10 protein-coding genes are annotated in these 13,127 nt (G+C 63.0%); 5 read left to right on the top strand and 5 right to left on the bottom strand.

Annotation, left to right across the window (positions count from 1 at the left end; genetic code table 11):
- Positions 1 to 57: 57 nt before the first annotated feature.
- The 5 genes from RHP75_RS01900 to RHP75_RS01880 all read right to left on the bottom strand — a co-directional run bounded on the left by RHP75_RS01900 (position 58) and on the right by RHP75_RS01880 (position 8,559).
- Positions 58 to 675 (bottom strand): DUF924 family protein, encoded by a 618-nt coding sequence (locus RHP75_RS01900; RefSeq protein WP_311090219.1) that lies wholly within the window; start codon positions 673 to 675, stop codon positions 58 to 60.
- A 3-nt stretch (positions 676 to 678) separates the two neighbouring features.
- Complete coding sequence (locus RHP75_RS01895) at positions 679 to 1,686, bottom strand: class 1 fructose-bisphosphatase (protein WP_311090218.1); 1,008 nt, start codon at positions 1,684 to 1,686, stop codon at positions 679 to 681.
- 92 nt (positions 1,687 to 1,778) lie between these two features.
- Complete coding sequence (locus tag RHP75_RS01890) at positions 1,779 to 3,422, bottom strand: histidine kinase N-terminal 7TM domain-containing protein (RefSeq protein ID WP_311090217.1); 1,644 nt, start codon at positions 3,420 to 3,422, stop codon at positions 1,779 to 1,781.
- A 194-nt stretch (positions 3,423 to 3,616) separates the two neighbouring features.
- Positions 3,617 to 4,975 (bottom strand): DUF3999 domain-containing protein, encoded by a 1,359-nt coding sequence (locus RHP75_RS01885; RefSeq protein ID WP_311090216.1) that lies wholly within the window; start codon positions 4,973 to 4,975, stop codon positions 3,617 to 3,619.
- Positions 4,972 to 8,559, bottom strand: a complete 3,588-nt coding sequence (locus tag RHP75_RS01880) for a DUF2339 domain-containing protein (protein ID WP_311090215.1) — start codon at positions 8,557 to 8,559, stop codon at positions 4,972 to 4,974. The genes RHP75_RS01885 and RHP75_RS01880 overlap by 4 nt, the downstream gene beginning before the upstream one ends.
- 252 nt (positions 8,560 to 8,811) lie before the next feature.
- On the opposite strand from RHP75_RS01880, the gene RHP75_RS01875 reads away from it, so the two are divergent.
- The 5 genes from RHP75_RS01875 to RHP75_RS01855 all read left to right on the top strand — a co-directional run bounded on the left by RHP75_RS01875 (position 8,812) and on the right by RHP75_RS01855 (position 13,042).
- Complete coding sequence (locus tag RHP75_RS01875; RefSeq protein ID WP_090254835.1) at positions 8,812 to 9,207, top strand: YkgJ family cysteine cluster protein; 396 nt, start codon at positions 8,812 to 8,814, stop codon at positions 9,205 to 9,207.
- A 45-nt stretch (positions 9,208 to 9,252) separates the two neighbouring features.
- Positions 9,253 to 10,074, top strand: coding sequence for a helix-turn-helix domain-containing protein (locus RHP75_RS01870; RefSeq protein ID WP_311090214.1), 822 nt, complete (start codon positions 9,253 to 9,255; stop codon positions 10,072 to 10,074).
- Positions 10,075 to 10,127: 53 nt separating this feature from the next.
- Positions 10,128 to 11,534, top strand: coding sequence for an FAD-binding oxidoreductase (locus RHP75_RS01865; RefSeq protein WP_311090213.1), 1,407 nt, complete (start codon positions 10,128 to 10,130; stop codon positions 11,532 to 11,534).
- An 11-nt stretch (positions 11,535 to 11,545) separates the two neighbouring features.
- Positions 11,546 to 11,887 carry a cupin domain-containing protein gene (locus RHP75_RS01860; RefSeq protein ID WP_160089725.1) on the top strand — a complete coding sequence of 114 codons (342 nt, stop codon included), beginning with the start codon at positions 11,546 to 11,548 and terminating at the stop codon, positions 11,885 to 11,887.
- Positions 11,888 to 11,965: 78 nt separating this feature from the next.
- Positions 11,966 to 13,042 carry a polyamine ABC transporter substrate-binding protein gene (locus tag RHP75_RS01855; protein WP_311090212.1) on the top strand — a complete coding sequence of 359 codons (1,077 nt, stop codon included), beginning with the start codon at positions 11,966 to 11,968 and terminating at the stop codon, positions 13,040 to 13,042.
- Positions 13,043 to 13,127: the final 85 nt, after the last annotated feature.

The raw sequence follows: 13,127 nt of genomic DNA, 5'->3' as shown, positions 1-13,127 counted from the left end.
TGAGGAAAGAACCAAGACCAGCTTGGCATAGCAATACCGAGCTTGCCTGCTTGGATGCTAGAAGCGCGAGCCAGGTTCCAGCAGAAAGGCAGATTCCTCAGCGCTGGAAGCGCGCCCGAGTATCTGATTGCGATGGGGAAAGCGGCCAAAGCGCGCGATTACTCGCTGATGGCGCTCGGCATAATCCAGATAGCCGGCAAACAGCTCGCGCTCGGCGCTTGCAGCCTGCTCAAGCAATGCCTGAAAAAGCTGCACGGACTGATTCTGCAGCTGCAGGTCTTCGGCATGCTCCAGCACCAGGTAGGCAAACACCCGCTGGATCGGCGGCAATGCCTGATCCCAGCCTTGCGCCAGGCCATGCAAAGCCAGCGGGCGCGCCAGCCGGTCGCCGGCAAAGGCGCGCGGCGTATCACGAAAGACCATGCGCGGCAGCTGATCGAGCAACAGCAGGTTTGCCAGCCAGCCTTCAGGCTCGCGCTGCCAGTCTTGCAGCTGGTTGCCCAGAGCCTGCTCGACCAGCGCGCCAAACTGCTCACGGGCCTGATCATCCTGACGATCTTGCTTGCCGAACCACAGCCCAGTACGGCTGGCTGCCACTTGGGCAGCCGTCATGCCAGTACCACAGCCGACCGCACCAAACCACCAGTCGAGTAACGGCTGCCAGGGCGCGCTCATCGCTTACTCGCGGTGATAGGCGCTGATACGCAGCACTTCTTCCTTGGAACCCAGGAAGACTGCGACGCGCTGGTGCAGGGACGTCGGCTGAATATCGAGAATGCGCTGGGTGCCGTTGGTGGCCACGCCGCCGGCCTGCTCGATGATCATCGACATCGGGTTGGCTTCGTACATCAGGCGCAGCTTGCCCGGCTTCTCCGGCTCACGGCTGTCGCGCGGGTACATGAACACGCCACCACGGGTGAGGATGCGATGCACGTCGGCCACCATCGAGGCAATCCAACGCATGTTGTAATTCTTGCCCAGCGGGCCTTCTTCGCCCGCCAGCAACTCGCTGACATAGCGCTGTACCGGCGCCTCCCAGTGGCGCTGGTTGGACATGTTGATGGCGAATTCCTTGGTCGACTCCGGCACCTTGATGTTGTCGTGGGTCAGCACAAAGCTGCCCAGCTCACGGTCTAGGGTAAAGCCTTTAACGCCATCACCAAGGGTCAGCAGCAGCATGGTCTGCGGGCCATAGATCGCGTAACCGGCAGCTACCTGCTCGGTGCCCGGCTGCAGGAAGGCTTCTTCACCCAGGTCACCCTCGGCACCATTGCGGTCCGGACAACGCAGCACCGAGAAGATAGTGCCGACCGAAACGTTGACGTCGATGTTGCTAGAACCGTCCAGCGGGTCGAATACCAGCAGGTAGGCACCTTTCGGGTACTTGCCGGGAATCTGGTAGGCGTTGTCCATTTCTTCCGACGCCATACCGGCCAGGTGACCGCCCCACTCGTTGGCTTCCAGCAGGATTTCGTTGGAAATCACGTCGAGCTTCTTCTGCACCTCGCCCTGCACGTTCTCGGTGCCCATGCTGCCCAGCACGCCGCCCAGTGCACCTTTGGATACCTGATGGCTGATTTCCTTGCAGGCCCGCGCGACCACTTCGATAAGAAAACGCAGATCGGCCGGGGTATTGTTGCTGCGGGTCTGCTCGATCAGGTAGCGGCTGAGGGTAACGCGGGACATGGATGGCTCCGGGAAGGAAGAAAAATCGCGCGCAGTTTACCCTTTTAGCGGGGAAAGCGCTTTAGCACTGGATGGAAGGAGTTACCGGACCATCAGGCCAGACTGCAGACCCTGTTACGCCCCGCATGCTTGGCTTGATACAGCGCGGCATCGGCCACCTGCAGCAGTTCATCGAGCACCAGACCCTGTTCAGGCCACAGTGCAAGGCCGGCGGACAGGGTGACGTATCGTGCGCCGCCACGGGTCGGTAGTGGGTGTGCGGCCAAGTCACGGCAGATGGTTTCCAGGCGCGCACGCGCTTCATGGGCATCGGCGCGCGGCAGGATCAGCAGAAACTCTTCGCCACCAATACGGAACACCGCATCGGAGCTGCGAAGGTTCTCCAGCAGGTGCTGGGCCACGCCCTTGAGCACATCGTCGCCTTCAAGGTGGCCGTGCTCGTCGTTGAGCCGTTTGAAGTGATCCAGGTCGATCAGTGCCAGGGAAATCGGTGTGCGCTCGCGCTGCGCCACGGCCAGCTCACGGGCAAAGAATTCATCCAGATAACGCCGGTTGTAGAGCCCGGTCAGCGGATCACACAGCGCCTGTTCCTGCAGTTGCTCATGCAGGTTGGTGATGGTGCGCAAGCGCTCTTCACTCAAGGCCAGGGCTTCGGCCAGCTTCAGTTCGCTGAGGTGGCGCTGAGTGACATCACGCAGGTAGAGCATCTGCCCCAGCATCAGCGTGCCGCGATGAGTCACGCGCTCAATGGCGCGAATACGCACCTCGAAATACCGCGCCGAGTTGGCCAGGGTCAGCAGGCGCTCATGTTCGCCCTGAACCTGCTGGCTCAGCAGCTGCTGCAAATCCGCGCCGAGAATCGGCCAGTCGGCCAGCTGCCGCCCTTGCCAACCACTGCGCAGATTGGCGAGCTTCAATGCCGCCGGGTTGGCTTCAATCACGCGCAACTGTGCATCAACTACCAGCACCGGATCTATCAGGGCATCCAGCAGCAGATGGCGGGCCACCGGCAGCAGGTCAAACAGGCGCACACCGACAATCAGCCAGGCAAACGCCACCAAGGTAAAGGCAAAACTGAACGGCGTCGGATCGAAGCCAAAGAGCATCCAGCCAAACACCACGTAACTGATATTGGCAACCCAGGGCACTGCCGTGACGAAGACAAACGCCAGGTAATGGCGCCGATGCACGCCATAACTGACGATGGCCGCGCGCAGCACTACACCCATGCAGAAGGCCATAAACAGATAAACGTAAGCAGCGGCGGCGTAGAACAGCGGCCCGTGCTGATAGCGAATCGGCGCGCCTGGCTCATCGCTCAGTGGCGCCGTACCCGCGCCATAGAACAGGCCGTGCCAGGGGTTACTCAGGGCCATCAGCCAGATCAGTAACGGCACCACGGCCAACCCCAGGGTGCTGCGCAGCGGCAGCGGTTGACGCACGCTGTTGACGTATTGCCAAAGGAAGACCGCCCAGAAGGTGGGCACCACCAGAATCCCCGGCCAGGCCATGGTGGCCCAGAACACCTTGCACTGTGGGCCTTGCGCGGCCATTTCCAGGCTGGCAGCAATCATCCACCAGAGGCTCGCCAAGTGCAGCACGATAAAGCTTTCGCGCCCAGGGAAATAGCGCTGCCGCGTAACCCAGCGGGCCAGCAGCAGTACCCCGATACAGACCAGACAGGTGAGAATCACCGGGCCGCTGAGCGCCCAGCCGGAATTACCGCAGGCATTCATCGGGAGGGCACCGCCAAGGAAAACGACCGTGCGTGCTTGCCGAGCGAGCAGGGCAAACGCACAAGAACCACCCAAAAACGGGGCGCTGTAGAAATACGCAAGGGCCTTCCTGACCTCAAACGCCAATCAATTGAAGATGCCAACCATACTGCAAAAATCGTTAGGTAGCTGGGCTTTATTTCTGTTGACCGGCTCTATTCAGTTTTCGGCCTACGCAACAGACTGACCGCCATCAGCGCCAACAAACCAACCCCAAGCAACAACACCAGCCACAAACCCCAGCGTTTCCAATCACCTTGGCTAACCACAGCCTGTTCTTGCTGCGCCAGTTTTTCAGCCTGCAACTGCGCTTCGGCAATGCCCAGTTGCTGCAGACGCTGCGGCTGATAGCCAGGAATCAGGGTCGTCAGCGGCAGGGCTGCCGATTCGGCCCCACTGCGCCCCAGCGCCAACCGATAGGGCGGACTACCGCGCTGGAGAAACACCAGCTGGGTGGCGCGCACCGCGACCTTGATCAGCGGCGGCTCGGCACCCAAGCCGCCGCCACGCTCATCCACCTTCAGACGCAACTGCTGCACCAGCCAACCCGGCAAGGGCAATTCGTCCTGACGGATTTCCGCACCATTTTCTGGCAACCGGTAGAGCAGGCCCTGCGCCAGTGATTGCCAAGCGCCCTTGGCTTCATGGCGACCGCTAACGCGAATCGGCGCCAGGCTATTAGCCTGACTGAGTTCGACATGCAGACGCTCCAGGGGCAAGGCCAAGGGCAACTGCCACTGATATTCGCCATCCGGGCTGCGCGTCGCCGCCAGCGGCTGCGACCACACCAGCGGCGCCGGCATGCTGTCACTGCGCTGGCTGCGCAAGCTGGCAGCAGTCAATTGCGGCGCCTGTTGCGGGCTTTGCCAGAGCAGACGCACATAGCGCGCCTTAAGCCCTGGCAGCTCGATCTGGCGTTGCTCGATACGCTCGCCATCGAACGACAGACGTGCCAACTGGCCGCTGCCCCAGGAGCGCCAGCTTTGCAGGTCATCACTGGCCTCGATGCTGAAACGCTGAAAACCATCCTGGCCGCTGCTCCAGTCCAGCTGCAGACGCACCAGCGGCTCATCCAATGCGCTGGCATCCAGCAGCCAGCCGCGCAGCAGCGCCGGCTTGGCGGCTGCATCGGGCTCATCAAGCAGCTCGATCAAGGTGCCGCTGGTACTGCGCTGTACCCGCAAACTTGGCGAGGCCGCGCTGTCGCCCTGTTCGGCGTACAGCGGAAACCACTTCACCACCTGCTCCTGCTGGCTGTCGCGCGACTCGCCCTGCCCTGCCACCAGGGCGTAAGCAAGCGCCTGACCTTCGGCGTTAAACACCCGCAGGTCACGCAAATCGCCATAGCGCGCAGCGAAATGCAGCGCCATCGGCACATCCAGGCGATACCAGGGGCCTTCGCCACTGAGGCTCAGCGGCAGTTGCACGGCATAGTCAGCGGGCGGCTCTTGCGCCAAGGCTGACGTGCTGCACAGCAGGCTGAGCACCATAGTGCTGATTAAACGACTGATCATGCTGGCTCCTGCGGCTGATCCGCATCCGCTTTGCGTGCTGGCAAGGGCGCAAAATAGCCCACCACCAACAGCAATACACCCACCCCGATAAACGACACGATGCGCTCCAGGCCACCGCGATTACCCAGCTCGACAAAGAACAGCTTGGCCACCACCAGCGCGATCAGCGCCGCACCGATCAGCCACAGCTCGCGACGCCCAAGGCGATTGCCGAGGACCATCAACGGCAGCGCGATCAGTGTCCAGACAATCGACAGACCCGCCTGCACCAGCATCGAATCAAGCAGAGCATCCAGCTGATAAGGCACGCCGCCCCAATGATGGGCGGTGCGCATCACCATGGCAGTCAGCAACGCGAACAGCGAGGCGCCCGCCACGCCCTGAATCAGCCACTGACTGCGCAGACTCTCGACACCCAGCTCGGCCAGACCCAGGCGCGCCCAGGCGAATACCGCGCCAAGGGCAAACAGCAGGCCCAGCTCCAGCGGATTGAGCAGCGGCAGATAGGCGAGCGGTTCAGCCTCCCCAGCGCTGACCACATTGGCCAGCCAGAACCAGCCGAGCATCAACAGCGCCAGCGGCGCCGCCGCCAACACGCGGTATTCGCGCGGATAAGCGGCAACCGGCCAAGGCCAGCGACGCGGCAGCGCCATCAGCCAGAGGTAGGCACACGGCAGCAGCGCCCAGCCCAGCCAACGCCAGGCGTTGTAATGCTCCGACAGCGCCAACAGCAGGTAGCGCAACTCCAGCGCCAGCACGCCCAGCAACAACCAGCAGCCCAGCACATGGGCGGCGCTCAGCGCCCCTGCCGGCAACTGTGGTGCCAGACGCCGCAACGCCCAGAAGTGCACGGCAAACAGCAGCGCCCAGGCCAGCCAGCCGAACTGCGCAGCCGGGTGATAGTGCAGGTGCCAGGCGTGCAGCAGCACCACACCGGCCAGCGGCGTCAGCAGGCAGCACAGCAGCGCCAGTTCGGCCCAGCGTGTACGCGGCGCGAGGAATGCCGCCAGGGCCACGCTGGCCGCCAACACCACAAGCAAGGCACTGCTCTGCCACTCAGGCATCACAAAGCGCAGCACTTCGCTGCTCAACGCCACTGCCCACCAGGCTGCGCCCCACACCAGCAGCAGTTGCGCCAGGCCCAGCAAGCTGACATTACCCAGCGCACCGGGCGCTTCGCGCCGCGCCAGCTGCTGCAAACGCCAAGCGCCAACCAGCGCGGCCACACCGAGCACCAACGGCGTCCAGAAATCCACGTGAGCCAGTGGTCGAATACCCTCGGCCGACAGCTGCCCAAACAGCAGCGGGCTGACCGCAAGGAACACCAGCCCTGCCAGCACCTGCAACAGCAGACCGAAGATAAAGCTGGCGCGCTGCTGCAAGTGCAGACTGAGCCAGATGATCAGCAGACCGCTGCCGCCCCACACCGCGCTCGCCGTGGCCCACGGCAGGACGAACAGCACCGCCAGATTGAGGAACACAAGACCCACCAGCAGCACCACGGACAGCCCGCGCAGCAGACGACGGTCGTTACCCACCTGCGGATCACGCGCGGCCAGCAGCATGCCAGCGATCAGCCCGAAACCGATCAAGGACGAGGTCAGCAAGCCCTGCCAGCCGGCAGAGAAGCCGCCCATACCAGTGGCCGCATTGCCGGCCATGTCCAGCATAAACACCACACCGCCGAGCAATTGCACGGCAAAGGCGCTGAACAGAAAGCTGCGTGCCTGCAGGCGCAAGCCCAGCCACAACGTCAGCAGACCGGCCAGCGCCCAGCTGATCGCCGTGCCCTGGGAGGCAAACAGCAGTGGTGCAATCAGATAGAGAAAGGCCAGTCCAGCACAGGCCAGCAGCGGCAGCCCGCTAACCTCCCAGCTGCTGGCGTGCTCAGTGTTCTGGCGCAACTGCCAGTAGCTGAACAGCAAAGCCACCCCGAGCATCAGCGCACCCAGCGGCGCGCCGTCCAGCAGGGTCAGTTCACCGCCACGCATGCCGATGACAAACGCCAGCGCCGCCCCCACCTGCAGCAGCAGGGCGAATGCCCGTGCCAGACTGCGTTGCTGGCGCAGGCCGAGCCAGAAGATGCCCGCGCCTTCCACCGCCCAGGCGGCCGAAGTCCAGCGCGCATCAAGGCCCAAGGGAATTGCCAAACTGCCGAACACTACGCCCAACGCAAGGCAGGTCTCCACCAGCAACACGGCACGATCACCGGTGCGACCGACCAGCAGCCGCGCCAGCACTAAATAGAAAAGCCCCAGCGCCAACGCACTGAAGGCTGCGGCAAACTCGATGTGCTGCACCAATGCGAACTGCAGGCCAAAACCCACCAGCGGCGGACCGAACAGCACGGTGGCGTCGATGTAGTCGCCTTTGCGTGCCGCCCAGCGCAGTAATTCATCAGGATTCTCGGGCGCATCCAAGGCTTCGCGCAGCTTGCGCCGGGCAAACAGCAGACCGATGGCCACATACATCAGGAAGAACAGAATCAGGAACGGCTCGGTGCTCCACAGCAGCTCTGGCTTATAGGAGCGAATGCCCCAGGCGAAGCCGATGCCGAAGGTGCCGACAAAACCGATCAGGTTGAGCAGCCGCCAGGCCTTGAACCAGGCGATGGCAAAGATCCCGGCATTGAGCAGGGCGAAATAGCTGAACAACGCCACATGATTGCCGCTGCCCGTGCTGGTCAGGATCGGCGCGGCGAAACCACCCAACGCCGCTGCAGCCGCAAGGCCCAGGGCATTCTGCTTGACCGCCAGAATCGCCGAAAAAACCGTGACCAGCACTAGCAGACCCAGCGCCACGCCAGGATCCAACAGCGGGTGTAAGCGCATCGCGGCAAACACCGTCAGATACAGCACGGCGATGCCAGTGCCTTGCAGCATCAAGGCATAGTTCGGGTTACGCAGACGCAACCACCAACCGAGGCCGAGCAAGGCCACCGCACTGGCGGCGACACTGGCGTAGCGAAATTCCACCGGCACTACCACACCTTCGGTGGCGTAGCGCAGCAGGAAGGCCAGACCGAGAAACAACAGCACCACACCGACGCGCAGCACCGTATTGCCGCCCAGCAGCCAGTCCTTCGCCGCAGTAAAGCCTCGCTCCAGCAGCGTTGGCTGACGCGGTTCGGCAGGTTTCCATGGCTTAGCGGGAGGCGGCTTGATCGGCGCGGCGGCGGGTTCGGCCGCCTGCATAGGCGCGACAGGCTCAGGAGCAGGCTCGGGCAGGACAAAATCCAGGGTCCAATCCAGTTCAGGCTGGGCCGCTTGGGCACTGACGATAGGTTCAGGTGCAGGTTCGGCTTCAGGGTTGACCGGCTGCGGCGCTGGCGGCGCCTCAGGAGCTGGCGCGACACTCTGCTCCAACTTGAGCAAGCGCTCATACAGCGCCGCAGTGCCTTGCTCGAAGCGCTGCGAAAAGGCCTTGAGCTGCGCTGTCAGCGCAGCATTCTCGCGCGCCAAACCCTGCAGTTTGAGCGCCTGACCAAGGCCCAGACCAATCAGAGCGCCCAGTAGCGACGCCGTCAGCGTCTCATCCGCCAACGCCCCGAGCACCAACCCCACCAGCATGAAGATCCATTGCATGCAGCGCGTTCCTATATCAGCTAAACCCGAACATCCTGTCGCCAAGCACCCGGCACCCGGCGCACACTGCGCAGCAGTATAGGAGCCCGACCGGTGCATACCCAGAGAGACGAATGCCGCACGCATCACAGCACAACAAGAAACTCGGAGCGACGCTGCCGCACAAATGATGACCAGCCGGCAGATAGTCATTCACAAACGTCGCCAGGCCGCTATCATCGCGCGCCGAACCACTGATGCATGCCTGCCTCGATGAAAAACAACCTGATTGCCGCCGCCGAACTCGACCGCCTGGAAACCTGGGCCAAATACACCGCTGATATGTGCCACAGCTGCATGTCCAGCTGCTGCACGCTGCCGGTTGAAGCGCGCCTGAATGACCTGATTCGCATTGGCGTGGTCGATGAGTTCGAACGCAGCGAGCCGCTGAAGAACATCGCCAAGCGCCTGCAGAAAGACGGCATCGTCGAACGCTTTCATCAGAAGTCGGGCATCTTCACCCTGACCCGCATGAGCAACAACGACTGCTATTACCTCGATCGTAAAACTCGCCTGTGCACCATCTACGAAAAGCGTCCGGACACCTGCCGCAACCACCCGAAGATCGGCCCACGTCCCGGCTACTGCGCCTACAAGCCGAAGAGCTAAGCAACAGCATTGAGCTGCCGCGACGCCTCGGGCAAGCTGGCAGGCATGCACAACGCCGACTTCCCCGATGACGCCCAACAGACCGAGCGCACCCGCGCCACGGTGATGCGCTATCACTACAGCTGGAAAGACCGCGACCTCGACGCGGTGATGGCGCTGTATCACCCGGATATCCAGTACCACGATTTCTTTCAGCAGCGCTGCATGGGCTTTGCCGAGCTGCGCGAGTATGTGCGCAACAACCTGCCGCGCCAGCCCGGTGAAGCCCTAGAACACACCGACCGCATCCGCATCGACGGTCATACCGCGTTTATCCAGTACCGCATCAGCCTGCACGGCAGTGGCGGCTTGCTGGCGTTTCGCACCGGCGAGGCGATTACCGTGCGCGACGGGCTGATCTGGCGCATCCATGAATACGCCACGCTGATGCGCGAAGAGCGCGAGCTATCCGCCGCCAGTGATTCCCGCCCAGCCCTTAGTCGCCTCGGCCTCAGCGCCCGCCAGCTGGGCCTGCTCGCGCAGGACCTGGAAGACTACATGCAGCGCGCCCAGGCTTACCTCGACCCGCAACTCAGTCTGCCGCAGGTCGCCGCAGCCACCGGTTACAGCCGCAACCAGATCTCCCACCTGCTCAACCAGGTGCTCGGCCAGAGCTTCTACCGCTATATCAACCAGAAGCGCCTGCAGCACCTGCTGGCGGGGCTGGAAGCCGGCAACGACCTGCAGCGTATCGATGACCTGGCCTTCGCCGCCGGCTTCAATTCGCTCTCAGCCTTCTACAGCTGCTTCCGCCGGCACACCGGCTTGTCGCCCAAGGCCTACCTCAAACAAATTTCCTTGCGGGCACGCACACAAGACAAGCCCTGATCGACCTCCTAGTCTCTGCGCATCGCATAGTGATTGACTGCCGGAGATCGACGATGAGCCCATGGCGCTCCCTCAGCCTGTGGATGGATCAGCTGACCGAACCGCTGACCGCCCGCCCCGCGCTGACCGAAGACCTGCACGCCGATGTGGCCATCATCGGCGCCGGCTACACCGGCCTGTGGACCGCCTATTACCTCAAGCGCCAGGCGCCACACCTGCGCATCGTCATCCTCGAAGGCGAGATTGCCGGCTTCGGCGCTTCCGGGCGTAACGGCGGCTGGCTGATGGGCAACCTGCTCGGCCAGGACAACCTGCTCGCCGACCAACCCAGCGCCGCACGCCAAAGCGCCTATGCCCTGCTGCACGGCATTCCCGATGAAGTCTCCAGCGTGCTACAGCGTGAACAGATCGCCTGCGATTACCGCAAAGCCGGCGTGCTGTATTGCGCCGCGCGCTACCCCGAGCAGCTGACCAGCCTGCGCCAGCACCTGGCCGAGCTACGCGACCTAGGTCTGGATGAAAACGACTACCGCTGGCTGACGCCCTTCGACCTGGGCAAACAGCTACAGCTGGCCAACGCCTTTGGCGCCATCTACACCCCGCACTGCGCCACCATTCAACCCGCCAAGCTGGTGCGCGGCCTGGCGCGCTGCGTTACCGCCATGGGCGTCGAGCTGTATGAACAGAGCCGGGTGACCGACTGGCAAACCGGCCTGGTGCGCACCGCCACTGGCAGCGTACGCGCTGACTGGATAGTCCCGGCCGTGGAAGGTTACGCCGCCAGCCTGCCGCCGCTAGGCAACCATCAGCTGCCGGTACAGAGCCTGCTGGTGGCCACCGAGCCACTGCCCAAGGAAGTTTGGGCCGACATTGGCCTGGAGCGCGGTCAGGCCTTCAGCGAGAACAGCCGCCAGGTGACCTACGGCCAGCGCAGCACCGACGACCGTTTGGTATTCGGCGCCCGTGGTGGTTACCGCTTTGGTGGCCGCCTGCGCACCGATTTCAACCTCAGCGAGGACGAGCGCGACCTGCGCCGCTATCTGTTTGGCGAGCTGTTCCCGCAGCTCAAGCAGGTACGCATCACCCATGCCTGGGGCGGCAACCTGGGCATGGCGCGGCGCTTTCGCCCGCACATGCTGGTGGACCGCAGCAACGGCATCGCCTTATCCGGCGGTTATGGCGGCGAAGGCGTGGGCGCCAGCAACCTCGGCGGGCGCACTCTGGCCGACCTGATTCTCGACCAGCAGAGCGAGCTAACCCGCCAGCCCTGGGTGCTCGGCGACCAGCCGATCAACCGCCTGCCGCGCTGGGAGCCGGAACCGCTGCGCTGGCTCGGCTACAACGCGATCATCCAGAGCTTTGTGCATGAGGACCGCGTACTGGCCAACCCAGACAGCGCGCCCTGGCGGCGCCAGCTGGCCAGCAGCCTGGCCGGCACCATGGAAAAATTCATGCGTTAACGGAGAGTTTCATGAGCATCGAACACTTCAAGAACACCGCCCACCTGCCCCTGAGCGATGCCACGCCGGTGGCCGTGCCGCTCGGCGAGCCCGTGGCGATCACCAGCAGCCAGGGAATCGAGCATGCGGACGGCGTCGCCGCCGGTATCTGGGAATGCACACCCGGGCGTTGGCGCCGGCAGATCGCCCAGCAGGAGTTTTGCCACTTTATCGCCGGGCGCTGCACCTTCACCCCGGATGGCGGCGAGCCCATGCAGATCCAAGCTGGCGACGCCCTGTTGCTGCCAGCCAACACCTTCGGCGTGTGGGACATCACGGAAACCGTGCGCAAGAGCTTCGTTCTCCTCAAGTAACCGGGCCCAGCGCAGGCCCTGCTCCACCCCATTCAACTGCCGCTTCGACAACACCGATAAAAACGATGAGGTATTCCCATGCTGAAAAAACTGCTTCCCCTGCTGCTGCTCAGCAGCATCAGCCAGGCCGCGGAAACCGTGCGCATCTACAACTGGACGGACTACATCGCCCCCGACACCCTCAAGCAATTCGAGCAAAGCAGTGGCATCAGCAGCCACTACGATGTGTACGACAGCAATGAAACCCTCGACGCCAAACTGATGGCAGGGCGCTCGGGCTATGACGTGGTGTTCCCGTCCAACCACTACATGGCCCGGCAGATTCAGGGCGGCGCACTGAAGAAACTCGACAAAAACCGCCTGCCCGGCTGGAACAACCTCAACCCGATCCTGATGAAAGCCCTGGAAACCAACGACCCCGGCAACCAGTACGGCTTTCCCTACCTGTGGGGCAGCACCGGCATCGGCTACAACGTGGCCAAGGTGCGTGAAGTGCTCGGTGAGGACGTGCCGCTCGACTCCTGGGACCTGATCTTCAAGCCCGAATACCTGGCCAAGCTCAGCCAGTGCGGTGTGGCGATTCTCGACAACGGCCCGGAGCTGCTACCGATTGCCCTGCATTACCTGGGGCTGCCGCACCACAGCCAGAACCTTGAGGACTACCAAAAGGCCGAAGCCCTGCTGCTGGAGATGCGCCAGAACGTGCGCTATTTCCATTCGTCCAAGTACGTCGGCGACCTGGCCAATGGCGATATCTGCATGGCCGTGGGCTTTTCCGGCGACATCATGCAGGCCGGTAACCGCGCCACTGAGGCGAACAACGGCATCAGCATCAACTACGTGATCCCCAAGGAAGGCACGCCGATCTGGTTCGACATGGTCACCATGCCCGCCGACAGCAACAACGAGCAGGCCGCCTACGCATTCATGAACTACCTGCTGCAACCCCAGGTGATCGCGCAGATCACCAACCACGTGCAATACGCTAACGGCAACAGCGCCGCCGACAGCCTGGTCGACCCCAAGCTGAAAGCCGATGCCACGGTCTACCCGCCGCAGGACGCGATGGCCAACCTCTACGCCCTGGAAGCCATGCCCCTGAAGATCGACCGCGTACGCACGCGCATCTGGAGCAAGGTCAAAAGCGGGATCTAAGCCATCGCAAACATAAAATCACAACCCATAAAAAGCCCCCGCCACCTTATGTTGGCGGGGGCTTTCCAATCACGCTTCCCTTAAT

This window comes from Pseudomonas sp. SG20056 (assembly GCF_031764535.1).
In the GTDB taxonomy this organism is placed as follows: domain Bacteria; phylum Pseudomonadota; class Gammaproteobacteria; order Pseudomonadales; family Pseudomonadaceae; genus Aquipseudomonas.
The sequence above is the reverse complement of the archived record's forward strand: the minus strand, read 5'-3'. Positions and strand labels throughout refer to the sequence as shown.